Raw genomic sequence first — 22,072 nt, 5'->3', positions numbered from 1 at the left:
GAATATTATGAAATTTATAACAATTAAGATATAAATATACAGATGAGAAGGAGGATGTTTCACTGGCGGTTTATTTTCGTTTATTTTATTTATTGCTTTTATGGGGCGGAGCTTTTAGCTTCTTTCTGCATACTACCAGAATGTCGATATTTCTGTTCTTTTGTTCCGCATCACTTGCCTTATACTTTATAATTCCAATTATTAAAAAGAAATGGATTCCATACTGGATCTTATCTTATTCTTCAGCCGCTGCCCTTTTGATAACAGAAGACATGTCTTTTTGGATTTTTGTTGCAATTGCTTTCTTTTACTTATTTGAAGCCGGTCGGGATTTAATGCCTGCAAACTTTCGGGCATTATTGTTTTCAATTTTCTCATTAATAGGAGGTATATTTTTCTTTCATTTTTCATTTTATTATTGGTGCATTTACATAGCAATCTCGATAGCAATCTCGATGGCTCTTTTTTATTTCAACAGCCTCCAATATGAGCTTATTTATCAGCGTAACTTGTATGACCAACTTCTCGATGAATATAGAAAGTTAAAAAGACTCGCTCTTGAAAATGAACGGACTGCCAGGCTTGAAGAACGGACACGAATTGCAAGAGAGATGCATGACTCCGTAGGGCATAAGCTTACAGCATTAAATTTGCAGATTGGGATGATGCTTGCCGAGAATAAAACAAACTTGCTTTTGCAAATGAAGGAAATGGTTGAAGACAGTCTCAAAGAAACGAGAAGGGCAGTGCGCGCTCTTGAAACGGATGAAATCGAAGGAATTTCTTCGGTGATCCACTTAATACGGAAACTGGAGGCCGAAAGCCATTTAAGAGTACATTTTACAACAAAGCAGGGGGTTCTTGGTGTCTCTTTATCAAACGAACACAGCGTTGTAATGTACAGGGTGATTCAGGAAGCATTAACAAACGCAATGAAGCATGCATATTCCAAAGAAGTATATGTTACTCTCGGCGTCTCTCCAATCGGACAGTTAACTTTTGAAATAAAAAATAAAATCCATTCGCATAAACCTTTCCATGAAGGATTCGGGTTGAGGAATATAAAGGAGCGGATGATGGAAATCGGAGGTAAAATTACGATTTTTAAAACAGACAATCATTTTATTATTCAAGGAATTATGCCGGGAGAAGGTGAGAAGCATGATTCGAATTTTGCTGGTTGAGGATCAGAGCATTGTTCGCCAAGGACTTAAGATGATTATTGAACAAGATAAAGAATTCTCTGTAATAGGAGAAGCGGAAAACGGAAGAGAAGCGATTGACTTCCTTGAAAAGCAGGAAGTCGATGTTGTTTTGATGGATATTCGCATGCCTGTCATGAACGGTCTCGAAGCAGCCCATAAAATGAAACAAAGATGGCCGGAAATAAAAATCATCATCCTGACAACCTTTAACGATGAAGAATATGCTTTGCAAGCATTCAAGGACGGGGTGAGCGGATTTTTGTTAAAAACAGCTGATGGGCCAAAATTAATACATTCGATTAGGAGTTCCATAAACGGAGGAATCTCGATTCATGAACAAGTAGCGGCAAAAGTGGTGCCAAAGCTTTTGCAACAGCCGAAAGCATCCCCGGCAAATCTCCCATTAACGCCCAGGGAATTAGAAATCACAAAAATGGTCGGTCAGGGCAAAACAAATAAAGAAATTTCGGCCGAACTGTATTTGTCAATCGGAACCGTTAAAAACCATATGACGCAAATTTTGGATAAGTTGGAACTGCGCGATCGAACCCAGCTTGCCATTTTTGCAGTAAAGAATAATATTATATAAGATTTTGAGCAAAAACCATGACTCTGGTCATGGTTTTCTCATTATTTCATGACGGAAGATAGTATAAGCGTTTTTATAAACGATATATCATTTTATTGTAAAGGAGGAGATTGAATGTTAGAGGTTGTCGATCTTTCAAAACATTTTAAAAATAAAAAGGCAGTAAACAGTGTAAATTTGTATCTGGAACAGGGTGAAACGGTCGGTTTGCTCGGGCCGAACGGAGCAGGAAAGTCTACCACCATTTCGATGATTTCTTCGCTAATACGTCCTACGTATGGAGATATTAGACTCGGGAATAACAGCATTTTAAAAACTCCTGAAAAACTAAGGAAAATATTGGGGGTTGTACCACAAGAGTTGGCCCTGTATATGGAATTAACTGCCCGTGAAAATTTAGAATTTTTCGGCGCCATTCATCAAATCCCAAAACAAGAGTTAAGAAATCGTATAGAAGAAGTTTTGGAGATTATTGGTTTAAAAGACAGAGAGAAAGAACTTGTCAAAACATTTTCCGGAGGAATGAAAAGGAGGCTCAATATTGGGGCAGCGCTTCTTCATAATCCGGAAATTGTCATTATGGATGAACCGACGGTCGGCATTGATCCGCAGTCCCGAAATTATATCCTTGAAACGGTAAAACGGCTTAATAAAGAGAAAAATATGACGGTTTTATATACGAGCCACTACATGGAGGAAGTGGAATACTTATGTGACCGGATTTACATTATGGATAACGGACGCATCATCGCGTCCGGGACAAAAGAAGATATAAAAAGCATTTTATCTCAAGAACAGTCTATTTCTATTAAAGTAGAAATATTAAAAGGGACTTTTCTGGAAGTTCTGGAACAAATCCAGGTTATTAAAAACATATCTGCTAAAGAACCGTATGTTACAATCATTGTCCCCAAGCAGGTGAATATATTAAAAGATATTTTTAAAGCTGCGGAAGAAACCGAAACGAATATTGTTTCTGTCAATATTGAAACCCCTACATTAGAGGATGTTTTTCTGCACTTAACAGGCCGGCAATTAAGAGATTAGGAGGCGAACACATGCTTTTTCAAATGATAAAAAAAGATTTACTTATGTTTTGGCGGCGTCCCAGTGAATTGATCGTCCTTCTTCTCATGCCGTTTGTTTTAATCTGCATTCTCGGCAATGCTCTTGAGTCTGTTATTAATGGGGAGATTCCTGAAATAAAATTGAAGGTTGGGGTTATTCAAAAGGACCATCCTGAAAAAGGAATTGAGCAGATCGTAGAGGAGATGAACAATCTCCCTATACCGGAAGAGCAAAAAAATCAAATAAAAGAAGGAATAAACGAGTTCCATCCGACCGCTGTCCTAACTGAAGAAATTTTTAAAAGCAAAGAATTAAAAGACATCATCAAAGTGGAGCAAATTTCTGAGAAGGACGCAGAAAAAAATAAAAAACAATACAGCGGCATTATCGAAATCCCGGAGAATTTTACGTATGACTTTTACAAGAAAGCAATTTTTCATGAAAAAAAAGAACCTCAGTTTAAGGTTCAATTGAATAAATCCAAAGGAAGGGAAGCTGGAATACTAAGGGATATTCTATCGACCTTTCAGCAAGACATATCGTTGATGGTTGCGGCAAATTCAAAAGGATTTAACTCAGATAGCATGGATGTAATTAAGCAAATGCATTTGAGTATGGGTTCAATCAAAACGATTTCGGCCAAAGAACCTATAAGTGCCGTTGACTATTATGCAATTGGAATGAGTGTCATGTTTATCTTTTTTGTGGCCTCAACGGTTGCCTCTTATGCTTATGCGCAAAAAGAAAGTCTTGTTTTTAATAGGATTATACTTGCAAATGTCCCTGTATCTATTTTTTTCTCAGGAATTTTTGTTTCTGCAGCGATAGCCGCTTTTTGTCAACTGAACATTCTTTATGGCCTTGCCGCGGTCATTTTCAAGGTGCACTGGCCAAATTTCATGAATTATTTGGCAATTACGGCTGCGATGTCGCTTATGATTGGAGGCTTTGCCGTGTTATTATCTGCTATAAGCTATCGCAGCAATAATGAAAAGACTTCAAGTATCTTCTCTTCATTTCTATTGCCAATTTTTACTTTTATAGGCGGTGGTTTTTTTCCTATCTCGCAGTTGGGAAAATCGTTTGAGGAATTTAGCATTTATACACCGATCGGCGCAGGTATATCTGCTTACTTAAAGGCGATGCAGGGGTATCCAATTGGTGAAATCGATACAGAGCTGCTTTTCATCGTGATTCTTGCAATGATTCTTACTGCAATTGCCGTGATGCTACAGCCAAAAAGAGGTGAAACGGTATGATCGGAATTTTGATTGGTAAGTTCAGGCTATTGCTGCGAAAACCGGGCGCTTTAATCACCACGACTCTTATTTGTATGGTATTTGCGTTTGTTACCGGTAAAGCAGGATTTGATAAATTGGAAATTCCCGTTTACAGTTCGATGGAAGCAAATGAATTGAAACAATATATAAATCAGCTCAACAAGGGAGATGTCTTTCATTTTAAGCAATCATCAGAAAACGAAGTAAAAGAAAGGGTTTCCGAGGGAAAAGTTGAAGCAGGCGTTCAACTTGAAAAAAGCAAATATACAATTTATATTGCAAGAAATTCTGAAAATATTCCTTTGCTTGAGCAATATGTAAAAGCTTTTTATAAACAAACATTAAAACAAAAAGCATTGGAAGGTATTTCCTTGGAATCGACTGACTCCAACAAAAAAACCGTTGCTGAATGGCCTGAAATGTTTAGTCTGAAAACATCCTATTTTAATAACAAAGAAAAGCCGGCATATAACCAGGCGCTTCAATCATTATTTGGATTTACTTTATTTTTTGTCATTTATACAATAGGTTTTAATGTTGTCGATATATTAAATGAAAAACAGATGGGTGTATGGGATCGGATTATTATTTCACCTACTTCAAAAGTTGCTGTCTATACGGCTAACTTGCTTTATTGTTTTCTTATTGGTTACGTGCAAGTGGTATTCATTTTTTTGGTGTTCCGCTTTGGTGCTGGAGTTGATTTCCAAGGAGCGTTCGGTAAAACACTTATCATTATTATACCTTACCTTTTTTCTATTGTTGCGCTAACAATATTGCTGACAGGTTTAGTAAAAACGACTGGGCAATTTAATGCGCTTCTGCCGTTGATCGGTGTAAGTTTTGCGATGCTGGGGGGAGCGTATTGGCCGCTTGAAATTGTAAGTTCGGAATTGCTTCTGGGAATTTCGAAAGTAATTCCGGTAACATATGGCATGGAATTATTAAAAGGTGCAGTTATTTCCAAGTCTTCGCTGCAAGAGCTGTTATATCCAATTGGTATTTTGTTATTAATGGGCGTCGTAATGATGGGTATTGGAATAAGGCTAATTGAACGAAGGCATGTTTAGGAAAAGGAACAAAGGGGCTTACTCCCTCCGGCAGAGACAATATATAAAATGATTTTATCAGTGTTTGTCTATATGTTGTATTGGAGGGGTTTGACCCTTTGTGTTATGAAGATATTTTTTCAATTATCATCCGCTTTCCGGTGTTCAAAGTAAATTCAAAACGGTCGTTAATTTTCTCATAATAAGAAAAATGGTGCTGGACGCTGCAAATTTGTTCCTGATTATCAAAAACCATAAAATTGACACCGATTTTTCGTTCATTATCCCCTAAAAAATCAAGATGGTTATAGCAATAAATACAATCATAGATTGAAAAATGCAGCGAATTAAGCGTTGTAACGAACTGGACAAACGCTTCATCATTTATTTTATTTAATAATTGATCTAACGCATAAATTAAATGTTTTCGAATCCTAATTAAATCCTGATCCTTTAAATAATGGACCTCATCGCCAAATCCGATTTTTCCATCTTCAAACAAAATACCTTTTTTCCATCTGTTATATCGGAAGACTTCAATCTCTTGATGAAGAAGATCATCCAATATTGATGCTTCTTCTGTTTCACTGTCAAAGAAAATCCATTGTCCGTTAATATTTTCCACGGTTCCTTTAGTAAACGCCCTCATTTGATGCTCAAAAAGCTTTAATCGTTGATGTCGATTCATGACTGACCTCCATGAAAATTGCCTCACCATCCTTTGTAGACAGTTTTCGTGAAATTTATAACTGTATATTGGCATAATTAGGACAATTAACCATTTAATAAGCATTGCATAAAATAAAAGCATACAATTTGTTCCGCTAAGAAAGGATGAGGGCGATGTGCGGCATAACCGGTTGGGTGGATTTTGAAAAAGATATTCAAAAAGAGAAATCTGTAATTGAAAAAATGGCAGAAACTCTGTCGAAGCGGGGTCCTGATGAAACAAATGTATGGATCGGGTTGCATGCAGGCTTCGGTCATAAACGGCTTGTTGTTGTAGACCCTGCCGGGGGCAAACAACCGATGGTTAAGGAGAAAAATGGACAAAAATATATTATTTGTTATAATGGTGAGCTTTATAATACGGAAGATATTAGAAAAGAACTTTTATTTAAAGGATATTCATTTAATGGCTATTCTGATACTGAAGTACTATTAACAGCATATATGGAATGGGAGGAAAAATGCGTTGATCATTTAAACGGTATATTTGCCTTTGCGGTTTGGGATGAAAGAAGAGAACAGCTTTTTATCGGCAGGGACAGGTTAGGGGTCAAACCATTATTTTTTGCTGAGCATCAGAAGGGCTTGCTTTTTGGATCAGAGATTAAGAGTTTACTGGCACATCCTCACATTAACGCTGAACTGGACAGAGAAGGATTGGCTGAAATTTTCGGATTGGGGCCTTCCCGATCACCGGGCCATGGTGTGTTCAAAGGGATAAAAGAGCTAAGACCCGCACATGCGCTTATTTTTTCAAGAAACGGTTTAAAGACATATCGTTATTGGAGCCTAAAGAGTGAATTTCACAAAGATAGTTTAGAAGAAACAGTGGAAAAAGTTCGGTACTTCGTAACAGATGCTGTCAAAAGACAGCTCGTTTCAGATGTGCCTTTATGTACATTTTTATCTGGCGGAGTTGATTCAAGCGCGATAACTGCGATTGCAGCAAATGAATTTAAAAACGATGGGAAAGGGAGACTGCACACTTATTCCATCGAATACGAAGGAAATGACCAATACTTTAAAGCAACTGAATTTCAGCCGAATTCAGATGAACCGTGGATTCAAAAAATGTCAAATACTTTTGAAACGATTCATCACCGCTGTGTGATTTCCCAGGAACAACTGGCAGACTCACTTATTGAAGCCGTCCATGTAAGGGATCTGCCGGGAATGGCTGATATTGATTCTTCGCTCCTTTGGTTTTGCCGCGAAATCAAGAAAGATTTCGTTGTCAGCTTATCTGGAGAATGTGCAGATGAAATATTTGGGGGTTACCCGTGGTTTCACCGAACAGCAGATTTAAATCGGCCCGGGTTTCCATGGATGAGGTCTACGGAGGCGAGGGAGCGCCTTTTGAAAGAGCATTGGAGAAACAAATTGAACCTTTGGGATTACACTTTGGCAAAGTATAAGGAAACAGTATCAGAAACTCCCCTGTTGGAAGGGGAAGGAACAGAAGATGCGAAACGCAGGGAATTGTTTTATATAAATAAGATCTGGTTTATGACAACTCTTTTAGACAGAAAGGACAGAATGAGCATGGGAGCAAGCCTCGAAGTCAGAGTGCCTTTTGCTGATCATCGCCTCGTGGAATACGTATGGAATATCCCTTGGGAAATGAAAATGTACGGCAATCGGGAAAAAGGCATTTTAAGAAAAGCATTAGAAGGAATTTTGCCGGAAGAAGTTCTTTACCGAAAAAAGAGCCCTTATCCGAAAACCCATCATCCGAAATATACAAAGGCAGTGAAGAAGTTATTAGAAGATAGCCTTAAAGACAAAAGTTCCGCACTATATGAGTTTTTTGACCAAAAACAGCTAAAAGAGATTATTGAAACGGAAGGGGCTGCTTTTAAAGTTCCGTGGTTCGGGCAGCTAATGACAGGTCCTCAGTTATTGGCTTATATGGCTCAGTTTCATATTTGGTTTAAAGATTACAAAATTGATATTGTTGATTAATCGAAATTGTCTCGTTCTATAAGAATCAAAAAGAAAGAAGAGGCGGCCCTTATTGAGCCCGCCTCTATTTCAATTAAAATTTAAAAATTGCGTGTTCATACCCTTTTAAGGGGATATAATGATGTTCAGCTTCCGATGCAAATACCGTTCCATCTAACAGATTTGTGACTTTTTTTCCTTTTAAATTGAATGGGATCGAAAATTTTGCTTCATTGCCGGATGAATTTAGCACTACAAATACACTTTCCTCTCCAGTTGACTTTATGAACGATACACAGCTGCTATTCTCAGCCGGTGTTAATAATTCAATTTGTCCCTCATTACTGAGCAATTTTTCTTTGGAACGAAGTTTAATGAGGCGCTGGACATGCCTGAACAAATCTCTATTTTGGTTTTCCTTTTCCCATTGCATGCATTTTCGGCACCCTGGATCCATTTCTCCTGTTAATCCAATTTCATCACCATAATAGATGCAAGGTGTTCCGATAAATGTAAGTAAGAAAGTAAAAATCAATTTTACCTTGTTTACATTTTCACCGCATTCTGTCAATATTCTCGGAGTATCGTGGCTTCCAATAAGATTAAATGTGGCTTCGTTTACAGTAGCCGGGTATTGGAAAAGGACTGCCGTCATTTTTTCAGTAAATTCTTTTGATGATATTGTTTCTTTTGCAAAAAAGTTTATTACGTTTGTCAGAAATGGATAATTCATGACCGCATCAAATTGGTCTCCACGCAACCACGGCATCGCATCATGCCAAACCTCTCCCAATATATATAAGTCGGGCTTAATTTTCTTTACTTCCCTTCTAAAATCGCGCCAAAATTGATGGTCAACTTCGTTTGCCACATCAAGCCTCCAGCCGTCAATATCAAATTCCTTGACCCAGTATCTCCCCACTTCAAGAAGATACTCTTTTACTTCGGGATTTTGCGTATTTAATTTTGGCATCGACTCTACAAACGCAAAGGTTGAATAATTTGGTCGTTCTCCGCCTTTTAGGGGAAATTCGTTTATATGAAACCAATGGCCGTAACGTGAATTTTCCCCGTTTTTTAAAACGTCCTGAAAAGGTTCAAAATAATAGCCGCAATGGTTAAATACCGCATCGAGCATAACTCTTATTCCGTTTTTATGGCATTTTTCCACAAGCTGCTTAAAAACTCCCTTGCTTCCGAACTGCGGGTCAATCTCAAAGTAATCGATTGTATCGTATTTATGATTCGAGTATGCTTTAAAAATCGGTGTAAAGTAGATTCCGGTGATCCCTAAATCTTTCAAGTAATCAAGATGATTCATCACTCCTTGAAAATCACCGCCAAAAAAGTTATCAGGCGAAGGGGCTGTTGATCCCCATTCTAATGTATTTGGCGGATTTATCGATTCATCGCCATTTGCAAATCTCTCCGGAAAAATCTGATACCAGACTGTATCCTTAACCCAATTAGGCGCGCGGAATACTTCGCTGGCGTGTAAATATGGGAAACAGAAATAATAACCGGGATCTTGAGGCGGCTCTTGAAAAAATCCTTTTTCAGTATAAGTTGTTTGTTCGTTCCCGCTATGCAAAATAAAACCGTATCTCAGCCGTTTATAAGGCGGTCTTATTTCAATATGCCAGTAGTCGTACAAAAAATCGGAGCCTATTTTATGTAATTCTTGCTTAAAACTGACCCAGCTGTCGTCACTCCATTCATATTGATCGCCGTATAGAAGTTCTGCTTTTGAAATGTTGTTCTTTTTCGTTTTTAATCGTATATGAAGCAATTCTTCCCGAAAAGGGTAAGCAAAATTATCAGTAGGCCGATGAAAAATCGAAGAATACTCAATCATAAAAAACACCTCAACAATGCAATCTTTCGCATTAATTTTTTCCTTTTAAAATAAATTACAATATAAATACATAAGAAACAAATTACATAAAATGATTTTCAGGAGTTTTCAAAATCAAAATTGGAAGTAAAATGAAAACAAATGTTTGAACAACCGTTTTTACTAGAAGTCCATAATTTCAATTTCCATCTCAAAATAATTTATCTTTCGTTTGACGCAAGGAGGGACGAAAAGCTAATCTTAAAAGCGTAGAAGAAACTCAAGGAGGAGCAGGGGATGAAAAAATTTTTTGTAACTTATATCTTAATCCCGTTTCTTCTTTTTTACGCGGTCCCGATTGAGGCGGCAGAAAAAGAACAGCGGAAATGGAAAGATGAAACGATTTATTTTTTAATGGTTGACCGTTTTAATGATGGAGATACAACCAATAATTTTACAGTTGATGTCAATGATCCGGAAGCATATCAAGGAGGAGATTTTCAAGGAATTATTGACAAGCTTGATTATATAAAAGATATGGGCTTTACAGCTATTTGCCTGACGCCGATCTTTGATAATGATAAAAAAGGTTACCACGGTTATTGGATAAAAGATTTTTATAAGACGGAAGAGCATTTTGGTTCATTGGATAAATTTAAGGAGTTAGTCAAGGAAGCACATAAACGCAACATGAAAGTAATCCTTGATTTCGTAGCCAATCATGTCGGACTAAAATCTGAATGGGTGAATGATCCTGACAAACAAGATTGGTTCCATGACAAAAAGGAAATTATTAATTGGAATAACCAGAAAGAACTCGAGAATGGCTGGCTTAACGGTCTTCCTGATCTTGCCCAGGAAAATCCCGAGGTGAAAAATTATTTGATCGATGCCGCCAAATGGTGGATCAAAGAGACCGATATTGACGGATATCGGCTTCATGCAGTAAATCATGCCCCTGTCAGTTTTTGGGCAGATTTTGCAAAAGAAATAAAAAAAGAGAAACAAGATTTTTTTCTATTAGGTGAAATTTGGTCAATCGAGCCAACTTACATAGCACAATACGAAAAGGCCGGAATTGACGGTTTTGTTGATTACCCGTTAAACGGGCATTTACGCACTGCATTTGCCAAGCCGGACCAATCATTAGAACGGCTTTTTACCGTATGGGAAACAAATAAAGAAGCATTTGAAAATCCATATTTGCTGGGTACGTTCATGGATAATCACGATACTGTCCGCTTTACTCGGGCTGCAGTCAATAACAATCTGCATCCGGGTCCAAGATGGAAGTTGGCTCTAACATATTTATATACAACACCTGGTATACCAATTGTCTATTATGGAAGTGAAATTGCTCTTGACGGCGGGAAAGATCCAGACAATCGCCGAATCATGGATTTTCGGACAGACAAAGAATTGATCGATTATATTTCAAAAATAGGAGAATTGAGAGATAAGCATCCTTCTTTAACAAGAGGAACAATGGAACTTCTTTACGAGAAAAAGGGAATGGCTGTTTACAAACGAGAGTATGAAAATGAAACCTCTGTCATTGCCATCAATAATACGAAGAAGTCACAAAAGGTGACGTTGACAGATAAAGATATTGATGCAGACAAAGAACTGAGAGGCTTGCTGAATGGTGACGTTGTCCAAAGTGAAAACGGTGAATACAACTTGATAATTGACCGCGATGAAGCAGAGATTTATTTTTTGACAGAAAAAACAGGGTTAAATATTCCTTTCCTTGTCATTTTGGGAGGGGTTATTGCGGCCTTCATTCTATTCCTTATTTTAGCTCGGAAGAAAGGAAGAAAGACAAGTTCCTAGTATTAATTGAATTTTTTCAGCTCGGGACTAAAAGGAGGTTTGCGGCATGTTAGAAGATACAAGCTTTGCTATTCATCCAGGACAAAAAAAGCAAATGAAAGATACTAACTACAAGGATATCGGGAATGTGTTAGAAGTTGTAAAAACGGATAACGGTGCATCGGTAAAAACAGAATCCGGGACATTATTCATCAAATTCTACCGCGATGATATCGTCCGTTTTGTGTTCAATCCATTTGGCGAGACAACTTTGAAGAGCAGTCCGGCTCTGATCACGGATGGTGAGAAAACAGAGGTATCCGTATCCGAAAAAAACGGAGAAATTCTTTTAACATCTGCAAAATTACAAGTTTATTTAGATAAGTCGCCTTTGCGCATTACGGTAACCGATCCGGATGGGCGCCTGCTTGTAAAAGAAGGCGCAAAAGGGATGGGATATAAGGAGTCAAAAGAGATTATTTGTTTTAAGGAAATGCATCCGGAAGACCATTTTTACGGATTTGGAGAAAAAACAGGATTTTTAGATAAGCGCGGTGAAAAAATGACGATGTGGAACAGTGATGTTTACGCACCGCACAACCCTGAAACCGATTCCTTATATCAATCGATTCCGTATTTTATGACGTTAAGAAACGGGTTTGCACACGGGGTCTTTTTAGATAATACGTTTAAGACAACGTTTGACTTTCGATCAGAGGAAGCCAATTATTCTTTTTCAGCAGAAGGCGGGCAAATCAATTACTACGTTATGGCCGGTCCAACCCCGAAAGATGTATTGGAACAATACACATATTTAACGGGAAGAATCCCGATTCCGCCAAAATGGGCAATCGGGTACCACCAGTCCCGCTACAGCTATGAAACAGAACAGGAAGTTCGTGAATTAGCAAACAATTTTATCGAAAAAGGAATACCGCTCGATGTGATATATTTGGATATTCATTACATGGACGGCTATAGGGTTTTTACTTTTGATAAAGAGAGATTTCCAAATCCGAAGCAGCTAGTTGAAGATTTAAGGGCACAGGGCATCCGCATTGTTCCAATTGTCGATCCTGGTGTAAAAGAAGATCCTGAATATTATATCTACCAGGAGGGTATCCGGGGAGATTTTTTTTGCAAGTATATTGAAGGAAATATTTATTTTGGCGACGTTTGGCCGGGAAACAGTGCCTTCCCTGATTTTACAAATTCAAAAGTGCGGCGGTGGTGGGGAGAAAAACATAAGTTTTATAGTGATTTGGGCATTGAAGGCATATGGAATGATATGAATGAGCCTGCAGTGTTCAATGAAACAAAGTCGATGGACGTGAAAGTCATGCATGATAATGACGGTGATCCCCGCACCCATCGGGAACTCCACAATATTTACGGATTAATGATGGGAGAAGCGACTTACAGCGGAATGAAAAAGCAGCTAAGGGGCAATCGGCCTTTCTTGTTAACCCGTGCCGGCTATTCAGGGGTTCAGCGTTACGCAGCCGTCTGGACCGGAGATAACCGAAGCTTTTGGGAGCATTTGCAAATGTCAATTCCGATGATTATGAATCTCGGCCTATCAGGCATTCCGTTCGCTGGAGCTGACGTTGGCGGCTTTGCCCATGATTCAAACGGAGAGCTGCTTGCACGCTGGACTCAAGTTGGAGCGTTTACACCTTATTTCCGCAATCATAGCGCTCTTGGTTTTGCACGCCAAGAACCATGGTCATTCGGGGAAAAATATGAAAAAATCATTAAGAGATATATTGAATTGCGATATAAATGGCTTCCGCATTTCTATTCGCTTTTTGCTGAAGCGCACTATACAGGGACTCCCGTAATGCGCCCGTTAATGATGGAATACCAGAAAGATGAAAATACGTACAATCTTTCTGACCAATTCATGGTTGGCGATAATGTCATTATTGCACCGATCATGCAGCCGGCCGTTCAGCATCGCGCTGTCTATCTTCCTGAAGGAAATTGGGTGGATTACTGGACGGAAGAAGTATATAAAGGAGGAAAACACCATCTTGTAAGAGCAGATTTAAACACGCTGCCGATTTTTGTTAAACAAGGTTCTATCCTTGCTCACGGCCCGGTAAAACGATCAACGGAAATCAAAAACGAAAAGCTGACTCTCCATTTGTATTACGGTGAATATACATCATCTTCTTTTAAGTTGTATGATGATGACGGAAGTACGTTTGAATATGAACAAGGAGGCTATTTAATAAAAACCTTTGATGTAAAATGCGAAAAAGACCAAATTTCGTTGACTATTTCTAATGAAGGCAGATATAAGCCTGCTTGGAAAGAAATCGAACTGGTTGTGCATGGAGCCCATGAAAATATCGCGTTATTTATTAATGGAGAAGAGAAATATTTACAGAAAAAGGGAGATTATACACTTAAAGTTACTTTATAAAAAGAGGCTGTCTCAAACCTCCATGGCATATCAGCCACCACGATAAATGAGTCTTCTAGATAAGACACCGTATAAAAAGCCTAAGGGTCAGACCCCATAACACAATATATAGGACATAATGTTGGATAAATGTGCTATATATTGATAAATGCATATGGGGTCAGACCCTTATGAGACAGCCTCTTTTTAATTTTGCCACATGATTGTCCGGTATTTTGTCAATTGGCTCATAAATGCTAAAAATTGACGCATTAAACAGTGTGGAAAGCACGTTCCCATGATTCCACTTTTTATCGGTAATTAATAAACTGAACCTCAATGGACAGATCGGCTTCACGAATGGCAGCAATGATTTTTTGAAGATCATCCCTGCTCTTTCCGGATACGCGGATCTGGTCATCCTGTACCTGACTTTTCACTTTTAAGGCACTGTTTTTAATAATAGTGTTGATTTTTTTGGCGTTATCTTTATCAATACCTTGAATGAGCTTAGCTCTTTGTCTTACAGTACCTCCGGAAGCATTTTCAATTTTTCCGTAATCCAGATTTTTAATAGGGACTCCTCTTTTTATCAATTTCCCGATTAAAACATCCTTTAATTGTCCGAGTTTGTACTCGTCATCAGAAACAAGAATGAGTTCGTCCTTTTCCAGCTTAATATCACTTTTGCTGCCTTTAAAATCGTAGCGAGTTTGAATTTCTTTCATTGCTATATTAATTGCATTTGTTACTTCAGACAGATCTACTTTAGATACAATATCAAATGAACTCTCTTTTGCCATTTTAACCTCCGAAAACATTTTTATTTATTGCCTTAATTATAGTAAAATATAGCAGTTCGAACAACTTTATAAGAAAAGCGAAAAACACTAAAGAAATGAATATTGGAGGGATCAAGGTGTCCTTGACTGCACTATTGGGCCGGATTGTGGATTTTAAAGTTTCCCGTATTACAGAATTTGGGTATTTTTTAACGGATGGAAATGAAGCTGTGATAATGCATAAAAACGAAGCAAAGAGTGAATATACAGAAGAAGAGAATGTGTAGACTTGCATCTGACAAAGTGATCGAAGAAATTGCAAAAGATTTATCGGGAAGAAGGCTGGACATATCTGAAAAAAAGTAAAATCCTAAAGATTTACTGGATTTTTGATCCTTTTCAAGGGGAAAATTATGAATTTTTGTTTGCTTAACGAGCTTTTTATCGTTTATGAGCCTTTAATTTGAAATATGAGCCCTTATTTTGAAATATGAGCCTTTATTCCGATATATGAGCCGTTAATTCAGCATTTTAGCCTTTATTCTAATTTATGAGCTGTCATTCCAATATATAAGCCGTCGTTCTGATATATGAGCCATCATTCAATATATGAGCCGTTATTCCGATTCATAAGTCCTTTTCCAATTCAGATGCCCTTATTCAATTTTATGAGCCGACAAACTCACTTATGAGCTTTCATTCCAATTTAAAAGAACCGGGCGCAACCCCGGTTAATCTTATCATAGATGATCAGTCTTTTTTGAGTACTGGTTTTTTCCGGCTTTTCGGTTTTTCTCCCGAAGCATGTTTTTTTCATGCCTTAGTGCCTGGTTGTCTTTGGCCTTTTTATCATTATCAGAAGTATGCGGCATATAAATACCCCTTTCAGTAAATTTAGGTGGCTGCGACCTTATTGTTTACATTACTGAAAGGAGTATGTATGAATTATGGCATTTGATTTAAGAAAAAGACCGCAATCGCTCCCGGACCTGTATGGGCTCCGATTGCTGCTCCAATAGAAGTAATTTCAATGTGTTTTGGGCTGAATTCCTGTTCGATCATGGTTTTCATTTTTTGAGCTGTTGCTTCGTCGTCAGCGTGACTGATTCCAATCACCTGACTGCTCAAGTCGGTTCCGCGCTCTTTCATCAATTCAATGATGCGGTGCATCAATTTCTTTTTCCCGCGGATCTTTTCAATAGGAATTAGTTTGCCGTCTTCAACATTTAAGAGCGGTTTAATGTTTAGCAATCCTCCTAAAAAAGCAGATGCTTTGGAAACCCGGCCCCCTTTTGCTAAATACTCAAGGTCATCGACTGTAAAAAGGTGTTCCATATGTTCACAGCGAAAGCGGATATCCTCGAGTATCTTTTCTTTTGCTACGCCATTATTCGCTAACCGGGCCGCTTCCTTGATGACTAGACCAAGACCGAGTGAGGCGCATTTTGAATCAATAATCGTTAAATTGAAATTGGGGTACCGTTCCTTAACTTGTTCAAGGACCATCACAGCAGTTTGGTATGTTCCTGATAGTTCAGAAGAAAAAGCGACGTATATTCCATTTTCGTTAGCTTCAGCCATTTTTGTGAAGAGTTCTTCAAGTCCATGAGGGGAAGCTTGCGAAGTTTTTGGAACTTTTCCTTCTCTTATTGAATCATAAACCGCTTTTGGTTCAATTGTTTTAAGATCGTCGTATTCTTGTCCATCTAAATGTACCTTAAGAGGAATCAACACAGTCTGTTGCTCGTTGTAAAATTCTAAAGGCAAATCGCATGCACTGTCTGCCAAAATTTTAATTGACATTTTTTCACCTGCTTTCATTCCATAAATTACGCTTTAAGTTTATCCGTTTCATCATAAAAAGACAATTAAAGTAGTGAGAAACAGCAAATTAGGGTAAAAAATAATAACAATCAATAAAGTTCTTAGTTTTTTACGATTTAATAGGAGGATTCATCATGATCTGGCTGCAAACAAAAAAAACAATTGTCGTACTATTTGGGGCATTATTAAATGCTATAGCAATGAACTTTTTTTTAATTCCTGCCAATGTATATGCCAGCGGTTTTACCGGTGTAGCCCAGTTAGTTTCAAATATCGTTGGTGAATATACACCATTTACTATATCAACTGGCATATTTTTATTTTTGCTTAATATTCCTGTAACAATTCTAGGGTGGAAAAAAGTAGGCAAATCTTTTACTTTATTTAGTTTTATTAGTGTTTTATCAATGTCGTTTTTCCTCGAAGTATTTCCTGTTAAGCAAGTATCAACTGACATTTTGTTAAATGCTGTTTTTGGAGGAGTTATTGCAGCTATAGGGGTCGGTATTACGCTTAAATGGGGAGCTTCAACGGGTGGGCTTGATATTGTGGCAATGGTAATTTCAAGAATGAAAGATAGACCGGTCGGTACATATTTTTTTACACTTAATGCCATTATTATAATAACAGCAGGATATTTGTATGGGTGGGAAAAGGCGTTGTATACCCTTGTTACCCTTTATGCTTCTACAAGGGTGATAGATGCGATCCACACAAGGCATGAAAAACTTACTGCAATGATTATTACAAAGAAACCGGATGAGCTGAAAAAAGCGATTCATAAGAAGCTTGTGCGGGGAATTACAAGAGTGCCTGCCAAGGGAGCGTTTACAAACGAGAGCAAAGAAATGATGATTATTGTAATAACCCGTTACGAACTGTTTGATCTTGAAAGAATTATTAAAGAAGTCGATCCTAACGCGTTTACAAATATTGTGCAAACGACTGAAATTTTGGGGTTTTTCCGGAAAGATTAAAACTGTGCTGGAGGGATAATGGTGAAGCGATTATTGCTATTATTAGGCTTGCTGTCAATGTTGACTGCACCTGTAAAAATGTCTGCTATGGAAAATGAAAAGGCTGAGGAAAACCCTGTTTTCCGAAATGTGAAAGTCAGCGGTGAAAAAGGGAATTATGAAGTAAGCGGGGAAGCAAGGCCGATAAAAGGTGTGTTTTATTTTACAGTGGAAGACGGCCATAATGAGTTTATTTTTGAAACAAAAAGGGACCATAAAACAAAATTTCCAGTGTGGGCTCCATTCAGCATTTCTATAGACATAGATAAAAATAAGCTCCCTTTAAATGGCAGCTTGATTTTAAATTTGTATGAACGAAGCAAAAAAGATAACAGCATTATCCATACTTATCCGGTCCAATTAGAACAGTTTTAATCGCAAGAAAGGGTCTGACTCCCTCCAACAATAACAGTATATAGAAACGTTATTTAGTCCTTGTCTATATGTTGTATTGGAAGAGTCTGACCCTTTTTTAATTACTTTATATTTTCAAGCTCATTTTGTAATTCTTGGAGCTGCCGCTCTTCAGCAATTGTGGAGTTGGCATAAGCAGAGCTTATTGCGTTTTTTGCTCTGGATAAGGCTTCCGGCTTGTTGGAAGTGTCGGCTTTTTTTGCCAGATTTACAAACTTTCTTGCTTCCTGTAAAAGCCTGTTGCCCATCTATACCCCTCCAAGTGAGGATTCTTTCACATTTGCCATTTTCATTGCTTCAGCTTCGGCATATGTCATGTGGTAAGGGATGCGTTCATCATGCTTTGTTACTGAATCAACACTCTGCTGTACAAAGCGCTTAGATTTGTTGCGTTTACCCATGTAAATCCCTCCAAAATTAGTATTGAGCTTGTGAAACAGACTAGCTGTTTCATTTGTAGTATGTGCTCAATTCAATGAAAAGAATTGCCGGATAAACGATTACCAAAAATTAAAGTGCTTTTAAATTTAACAAATCATTTAAATAAACAGCAATACCGTCTTTCTCATTAGAAAGTGTAACGTCATTGGCAATATTTTTAACCTCGTCAGCGGCATTCTCCATTGCAATGCCTTTGCCAGCGAATTCAAGCATTTCCAGATCATTGTCTTCGTCGCCAAATGCAATGATCCTTTCTGCAGGAATTTGAAAATAATCAGCAACTTTTTTTACGCCTACAGCTTTATTCAGACCATATTTTACAATCTCAATGACATACCACGGTGCTGCCCAGCTTCGATGATCTATCACTTTGGCATGAACTTCCGATAAATGATCCCTTATTTTTTTAACGTTTTCTTCGTCAGTATGAATCAGCATACTTGTTGGGGACTTCTTCAAGAATTTCCGCAAATCGCCTGTTGTAATATTCGGTTTTCCTATTCCAAACACATCCATTAATTTTTCATCGTGATAATGGAAGAATACATCATCGATAACCTCTGCAATTATATTATGAAAATGGAAAGAGTCCAATGCATCGACAATGTCTTTTGCTACTTTCATGTCCAAAGGCGAATGGTAAACCCCCCATTTATTATCTAATGGATGGTGGATAAATGCCCCATTAAAGTTCACGATTGGAGAATCCAAATGCAGCTCGCGGTAGTACATTTCACTGGATCGAAATGGCCTCCCGGTGGCAATCATTACCACATGCCCATGTTCCTTCGCTTTTAGAATTACTTTCTTCGTTTTATGGGATATTGTTTTATCATCTTTTAATGCAGTTCCGTCTAAATCAAGTACAATTAAATGTTTCTCAGCCATAAACGCTCCTTTTTAAAAACAATTTTTTAAAAATAGTGTATTCCCTTATGAAAAAATTGGTTTAAGTGCTAAACTAAATGTAGAGGAGATATATAAATATATTCCCATCTTGACTCTTAATTCCTTCTATAAGTCCTATGTTACCAATACTGTATGAATTTTGTAAAAAAATTTACCTTATCGTCTTTTTGGTGGTGAAAAGAAGTGATTTCAATTGAAAAAGTGTTGATTCACAATATTCCTGTTCTTCATATCGCAAAACAAAGTGATTTTTCAAAAAAGATGCCGCTCGTCATCTTTGTTCACGGTTTTACAAGTAGAAAGGAAAAAAACCTTCATTATGCTTATTTACTTGCTGAAAAAGGATTAAGAGTTGTATTGCCTGAAGCACTTCTTCATGGGGAAAGAAGCGAAAATATAAGCGAAAAAGATTTGAATTTTCACTTTTGGGAAATTGTATTAAATACGATCGAGGAAATACCATTAATTAAAGATTATTTTGAAGAGAAAGGGACCATCGATTCAGGAAGAATCGGGCTTGCAGGTACCTCGATGGGAGGTATTGTGACACTTGGTGCATTATCTCAGTATGATTGGATTCATACGGCTGTTGTTTTGATGGGAAGTCCATCTTATGAAGAATTTGCAAAATGGCAGCTGCAAAATATACAAAAATACGGGATTGATCTTAAGGTGAGTCAGGATGAAATTGACAGCTTGCTTGAAAAAGTCCGCCAATATGACTTAACCCTTCAGCCGGAAAAAATGAGAAACAGACCGATACTTTTCTGGCACGGAAAAAAGGATCAAGCTGTGCCATTTAAATATTCGTTTGAGTTTTATGAAAGAATTAAAAAAGACTATGATCCGGATCACCTCATGTTTATTCTTGATGAAAACGCTGGTCATAAGGTAAGCAAAGAGGGCATTGACAATTCTGTATTGTGGTTTGAAAAGCACTTGACACGCTATAATAGTTATAGCGTGAATTAAATATAGAAGGAGAGTGTTTTTACATGGATCAAGATCTTAAAGACAGCATTTTGGGTGCTCTTGAACTTGTTATTGACCCGGAACTTGGGATTGACATAGTTAATTTAGGATTGGTTTATGATCTGGAGATGGATGAGGAAGGAAAACTAACAGTAGCAATGACACTTACAGCAATGGGATGCCCGCTTGCCGGAACGATCGTAGACCAAGTTAAGCGTGCTCTTGCCGATATTCCAGAAATTAAGGATGTTGATGTTAACATTGTTTTTAACCCGCCATGGACAAAAGACAGAATGTCAAGATATGCAAAAATTGCATTAGGCATTCAGTAACATTAATTAGCTTTTAAATATGTATGTATATTGGTCGATAAAAGAGGCTGACTCAAAAGTGTTTGGCACCTTCTGACAATGAAAATATAGAGAATGATACGATAACTGTTTGTTTATAAATTGTATCGGAGGGGTCTGGTCCTTTGCATTTGAGTCAGCCTCCTTTCTTAGCCCAAAATGCGGAAGAATGTCTAAATATAAGTTATGTTGTCATATCGCGCAATTTGAGAGAAAAAGTATAGGCAATATACAGAAACACTGTTAAGATAGTAATAACTTTTTACCTTTTATCCCATTTTAGCAGGGCGGTATATTATTCTTCCTATTTAAATCGGAAGTTTGCATTTAATGGAGTGGATTGTCATGAAAAAATCTATGATTAAAGACAAGTTAAATAGACCGCTCAAAGATTTGCGTATTTCTGTTATTGATCGCTGTAATTTCCGCTGCCAATATTGCATGCCGGCTGAGATATATGGCCCTGATTTTGCATTTTTGCCGAAAAGTGAACTTTTGACATTCGAAGAGATTTTTCGCATAGCAAATATTTTTGTGAAATTAGGAGTTGAAAAAATCCGGCTTACTGGAGGAGAGCCGCTCCTTCGTACAGATTTACCCATTCTCGTTAATATGCTTGCAACAATTGACGGACTGAAAGATATTGCCCTTACAACCAACGGTGTGCTGCTTCCGAAACTCGCACAAGGGTTAAGAGACGCAGGCCTTAAAAGGGTAAACATAAGTTTAGACAGCTTGAATGACGAGATATTTGGAAAAATTAACGGACGAAATGTCGGAGTGAAACCGGTTCTTGAAGGTATTGATGCGGCAAGAAAAGCAGGGTTAGGCATAAAAATCAATATGGTCGTAAAAAAGGGTTTAAACGATTCGGAAATTTTTCCAATGGCAGATTTTTGCAAACAAGAAGGATTGGAATTGCGTTTTATCGAATTTATGGATGTTGGCAGTACAAACGGCTGGAGAATGGATGATGTTATAAAGAAAAAACAAATTTATGAAATACTAAAAGATAAATATGACCTTGAAGAAGTGGAGCCTGCCTATTTCGGTGAAGTCGCCAAGAAATACAGGTATAAAGGTACAAACATACTTGTCGGTTTTATTACTTCCGTATCGGAATCTTTCTGCCAAAGCTGCACCCGTGCGAGGCTTTCCGCAAATGGCCAGCTGTACACGTGCCTGTTTAACGGGAACGGACATGATATAAGGGATTTTATGAGAAGCGGAGCAACTGATGAACAGTTGCAGGAGCGAATTGTGAATATATGGAATAATCGGAAGGACCGGTATTCTGATGAACGCACAGCAGAAACAGCAGCGCAACAAAAAAAAATTGAGATGCCTTTTATTGGCGGATAGGGTCTGATACACCTTCAGGCAATATATAGAATGGCTTTTTCAAAATTTGTCTATATGTAGTATGGCAGGAGTCTGACCATTGTAATAA

Annotated in this window: 22 protein-coding genes; 14 read left to right on the top strand and 8 right to left on the bottom strand. The window is 37.8% G+C overall.

Annotated features, from left to right (window positions below; genetic code table 11):
* Positions 1-272 precede the first annotated feature (272 nt).
* The 5 genes from PB1_RS02935 (at position 273) to PB1_RS02915 (ending at position 5,212) form a co-directional block, all read left to right on the top strand.
* The gene (locus tag PB1_RS02935) at positions 273-1,184 is read left to right on the top strand and encodes a sensor histidine kinase (protein WP_034644846.1); all 912 of its coding nucleotides are present in this window, start codon (positions 273-275) and stop codon (positions 1,182-1,184) included.
* Positions 1,162-1,794, top strand: a complete 633-nt coding sequence (locus tag PB1_RS02930) for a response regulator transcription factor (RefSeq protein ID WP_003350664.1) — start codon at positions 1,162-1,164, stop codon at positions 1,792-1,794. Before PB1_RS02935 ends, PB1_RS02930 begins: the two co-directional genes overlap by 23 nt.
* A gap of 114 nt (positions 1,795-1,908) precedes the next feature.
* Positions 1,909-2,841, top strand: coding sequence for an ABC transporter ATP-binding protein (locus PB1_RS02925; protein ID WP_003350663.1), 933 nt, complete (start codon positions 1,909-1,911; stop codon positions 2,839-2,841).
* Positions 2,842-2,852: 11 nt separating this feature from the next.
* Positions 2,853-4,121, top strand: a complete 1,269-nt coding sequence (locus PB1_RS02920; RefSeq protein ID WP_003350662.1) for an ABC transporter permease — start codon at positions 2,853-2,855, stop codon at positions 4,119-4,121.
* The gene (locus tag PB1_RS02915; RefSeq protein WP_003350661.1) at positions 4,118-5,212 is read left to right on the top strand and encodes an ABC transporter permease; all 1,095 of its coding nucleotides are present in this window, start codon (positions 4,118-4,120) and stop codon (positions 5,210-5,212) included. The genes PB1_RS02920 and PB1_RS02915 overlap by 4 nt, the downstream gene beginning before the upstream one ends.
* 103 nt (positions 5,213-5,315) lie before the next feature.
* Here PB1_RS02915 and PB1_RS02910 read toward each other — a convergent pair whose 3' ends face one another.
* Positions 5,316-5,879 carry a DUF2777 domain-containing protein gene (locus PB1_RS02910; RefSeq protein ID WP_003350660.1) on the bottom strand — a complete coding sequence of 188 codons (564 nt, stop codon included), beginning with the start codon at positions 5,877-5,879 and terminating at the stop codon, positions 5,316-5,318.
* Positions 5,880-6,034: 155 nt separating this feature from the next.
* Between PB1_RS02910 and asnB the strand changes: the two genes are divergently transcribed.
* Positions 6,035-7,882 carry an asparagine synthase (glutamine-hydrolyzing) gene (gene asnB / locus PB1_RS02905; RefSeq protein WP_003350659.1) on the top strand — a complete coding sequence of 616 codons (1,848 nt, stop codon included), beginning with the start codon at positions 6,035-6,037 and terminating at the stop codon, positions 7,880-7,882.
* A 73-nt stretch (positions 7,883-7,955) separates the two neighbouring features.
* Here asnB and PB1_RS02900 read toward each other — a convergent pair whose 3' ends face one another.
* On the bottom strand, positions 7,956-9,716 hold the full coding sequence (locus PB1_RS02900; RefSeq protein ID WP_003350657.1) for an alpha-glycosidase: 1,761 nt from the start codon (positions 9,714-9,716) through the stop codon (positions 7,956-7,958).
* A gap of 276 nt (positions 9,717-9,992) precedes the next feature.
* On the opposite strand from PB1_RS02900, the gene PB1_RS02895 reads away from it, so the two are divergent.
* On the top strand, positions 9,993-11,528 hold the full coding sequence (locus PB1_RS02895; protein ID WP_003350655.1) for an alpha-amylase family glycosyl hydrolase: 1,536 nt from the start codon (positions 9,993-9,995) through the stop codon (positions 11,526-11,528).
* Positions 11,529-11,574: 46 nt separating this feature from the next.
* Positions 11,575-13,935 (top strand): glycoside hydrolase family 31 protein, encoded by a 2,361-nt coding sequence (locus PB1_RS02890; protein WP_003350654.1) that lies wholly within the window; start codon positions 11,575-11,577, stop codon positions 13,933-13,935.
* 290 nt (positions 13,936-14,225) lie between these two features.
* Here the strand turns inward: PB1_RS02890 and PB1_RS02885 are convergent, their stop codons facing one another.
* A complete protein-coding gene (locus tag PB1_RS02885; RefSeq protein ID WP_003350653.1) occupies positions 14,226-14,717 on the bottom strand; it encodes a YajQ family cyclic di-GMP-binding protein in 492 nt (163 codons plus the stop codon).
* Positions 14,718-14,833: 116 nt separating this feature from the next.
* On the opposite strand from PB1_RS02885, the gene PB1_RS16770 reads away from it, so the two are divergent.
* Positions 14,834-14,983: a S1-like domain-containing RNA-binding protein gene (locus PB1_RS16770; RefSeq protein ID WP_003350652.1), complete on the top strand. Its 150-nt coding sequence runs from the start codon at positions 14,834-14,836 to the stop codon at positions 14,981-14,983.
* Between the two features lie 453 nt (positions 14,984-15,436).
* On the opposite strand, the gene PB1_RS16765 is transcribed toward PB1_RS16770, so the two are convergent.
* Positions 15,437-15,568: a DUF3941 domain-containing protein gene (locus PB1_RS16765; protein WP_003350649.1), complete on the bottom strand. Its 132-nt coding sequence runs from the start codon at positions 15,566-15,568 to the stop codon at positions 15,437-15,439.
* A gap of 73 nt (positions 15,569-15,641) precedes the next feature.
* On the bottom strand, positions 15,642-16,499 hold the full coding sequence (locus tag PB1_RS02880) for a DegV family protein (protein ID WP_003350648.1): 858 nt from the start codon (positions 16,497-16,499) through the stop codon (positions 15,642-15,644).
* 155 nt (positions 16,500-16,654) lie between these two features.
* Between PB1_RS02880 and PB1_RS02875 the strand changes: the two genes are divergently transcribed.
* Both PB1_RS02875 and PB1_RS02870 read left to right on the top strand, forming a co-directional pair.
* The gene (locus tag PB1_RS02875) at positions 16,655-17,497 is read left to right on the top strand and encodes a YitT family protein (RefSeq protein WP_003350647.1); all 843 of its coding nucleotides are present in this window, start codon (positions 16,655-16,657) and stop codon (positions 17,495-17,497) included.
* Between the two features lie 18 nt (positions 17,498-17,515).
* On the top strand, positions 17,516-17,911 hold the full coding sequence (locus PB1_RS02870) for a Gmad2 immunoglobulin-like domain-containing protein (protein WP_238533078.1): 396 nt from the start codon (positions 17,516-17,518) through the stop codon (positions 17,909-17,911).
* A 101-nt stretch (positions 17,912-18,012) separates the two neighbouring features.
* Here the strand turns inward: PB1_RS02870 and PB1_RS02865 are convergent, their stop codons facing one another.
* The 3 genes from PB1_RS02865 to PB1_RS02860 form a co-directional block, all read right to left on the bottom strand.
* Positions 18,013-18,198, bottom strand: a complete 186-nt coding sequence (locus PB1_RS02865; protein ID WP_003350645.1) for a DUF3813 domain-containing protein — start codon at positions 18,196-18,198, stop codon at positions 18,013-18,015.
* Positions 18,199-18,351, bottom strand: a complete 153-nt coding sequence (locus tag PB1_RS17765; RefSeq protein WP_003350644.1) for a hypothetical protein — start codon at positions 18,349-18,351, stop codon at positions 18,199-18,201.
* 109 nt (positions 18,352-18,460) lie between these two features.
* Positions 18,461-19,279 (bottom strand): Cof-type HAD-IIB family hydrolase, encoded by an 819-nt coding sequence (locus PB1_RS02860; RefSeq protein WP_003350642.1) that lies wholly within the window; start codon positions 19,277-19,279, stop codon positions 18,461-18,463.
* A gap of 204 nt (positions 19,280-19,483) precedes the next feature.
* Here PB1_RS02860 and PB1_RS02855 point away from each other — a divergent pair, with 204 nt between their 5' ends.
* From PB1_RS02855 to moaA, 3 genes are all read left to right on the top strand, one after another.
* Positions 19,484-20,272, top strand: a complete 789-nt coding sequence (locus tag PB1_RS02855) for a prolyl oligopeptidase family serine peptidase (protein WP_003350640.1) — start codon at positions 19,484-19,486, stop codon at positions 20,270-20,272.
* Between the two features lie 23 nt (positions 20,273-20,295).
* Positions 20,296-20,604: a metal-sulfur cluster assembly factor gene (locus PB1_RS02850; protein ID WP_003350639.1), complete on the top strand. Its 309-nt coding sequence runs from the start codon at positions 20,296-20,298 to the stop codon at positions 20,602-20,604.
* A gap of 363 nt (positions 20,605-20,967) precedes the next feature.
* Positions 20,968-21,984, top strand: a complete 1,017-nt coding sequence (gene moaA, locus PB1_RS02845; RefSeq protein WP_003350638.1) for a GTP 3',8-cyclase MoaA — start codon at positions 20,968-20,970, stop codon at positions 21,982-21,984.
* The last annotated feature ends 88 nt before the right edge of the window (positions 21,985-22,072 follow it).

The sequence above is a fragment of the Bacillus methanolicus PB1 genome, from assembly GCF_000262755.1.
Lineage (GTDB): Bacteria > Bacillota > Bacilli > Bacillales > Cytobacillaceae > Bacillus_Z > Bacillus_Z methanolicus.
The sequence above is the reverse complement of the archived record's forward strand: the minus strand, read 5'-3'. Positions and strand labels throughout refer to the sequence as shown.

Coding starts and splice junctions, on each gene's coding strand:
- PB1_RS02935 (WP_034644846.1), top strand. CDS start 273: ATGTCTTTTTGGATTTTTGTTGCAATTGCTTTCTTTTACTTATTTGAA.
- PB1_RS02930 (WP_003350664.1), top strand. CDS start 1,162: ATGATTCGAATTTTGCTGGTTGAGGATCAGAGCATTGTTCGCCAAGGA.
- PB1_RS02925 (WP_003350663.1), top strand. CDS start 1,909: ATGTTAGAGGTTGTCGATCTTTCAAAACATTTTAAAAATAAAAAGGCA.
- PB1_RS02920 (WP_003350662.1), top strand. CDS start 2,853: ATGCTTTTTCAAATGATAAAAAAAGATTTACTTATGTTTTGGCGGCGT.
- PB1_RS02915 (WP_003350661.1), top strand. CDS start 4,118: ATGATCGGAATTTTGATTGGTAAGTTCAGGCTATTGCTGCGAAAACCG.
- PB1_RS02910 (WP_003350660.1), bottom strand. CDS start 5,879: ATGAATCGACATCAACGATTAAAGCTTTTTGAGCATCAAATGAGGGCG.
- asnB (WP_003350659.1), top strand. CDS start 6,035: ATGTGCGGCATAACCGGTTGGGTGGATTTTGAAAAAGATATTCAAAAA.
- PB1_RS02900 (WP_003350657.1), bottom strand. CDS start 9,716: ATGATTGAGTATTCTTCGATTTTTCATCGGCCTACTGATAATTTTGCT.
- PB1_RS02895 (WP_003350655.1), top strand. CDS start 9,993: ATGAAAAAATTTTTTGTAACTTATATCTTAATCCCGTTTCTTCTTTTT.
- PB1_RS02890 (WP_003350654.1), top strand. CDS start 11,575: ATGTTAGAAGATACAAGCTTTGCTATTCATCCAGGACAAAAAAAGCAA.
- PB1_RS02885 (WP_003350653.1), bottom strand. CDS start 14,717: ATGGCAAAAGAGAGTTCATTTGATATTGTATCTAAAGTAGATCTGTCT.
- PB1_RS16765 (WP_003350649.1), bottom strand. CDS start 15,568: ATGCCGCATACTTCTGATAATGATAAAAAGGCCAAAGACAACCAGGCA.
- PB1_RS02880 (WP_003350648.1), bottom strand. CDS start 16,499: ATGTCAATTAAAATTTTGGCAGACAGTGCATGCGATTTGCCTTTAGAA.
- PB1_RS02875 (WP_003350647.1), top strand. CDS start 16,655: ATGATCTGGCTGCAAACAAAAAAAACAATTGTCGTACTATTTGGGGCA.
- PB1_RS02870 (WP_238533078.1), top strand. CDS start 17,516: ATGGTGAAGCGATTATTGCTATTATTAGGCTTGCTGTCAATGTTGACT.
- PB1_RS02865 (WP_003350645.1), bottom strand. CDS start 18,198: ATGGGCAACAGGCTTTTACAGGAAGCAAGAAAGTTTGTAAATCTGGCA.
- PB1_RS17765 (WP_003350644.1), bottom strand. CDS start 18,351: ATGGGTAAACGCAACAAATCTAAGCGCTTTGTACAGCAGAGTGTTGAT.
- PB1_RS02860 (WP_003350642.1), bottom strand. CDS start 19,279: ATGGCTGAGAAACATTTAATTGTACTTGATTTAGACGGAACTGCATTA.
- PB1_RS02850 (WP_003350639.1), top strand. CDS start 20,296: ATGGATCAAGATCTTAAAGACAGCATTTTGGGTGCTCTTGAACTTGTT.
- moaA (WP_003350638.1), top strand. CDS start 20,968: ATGAAAAAATCTATGATTAAAGACAAGTTAAATAGACCGCTCAAAGAT.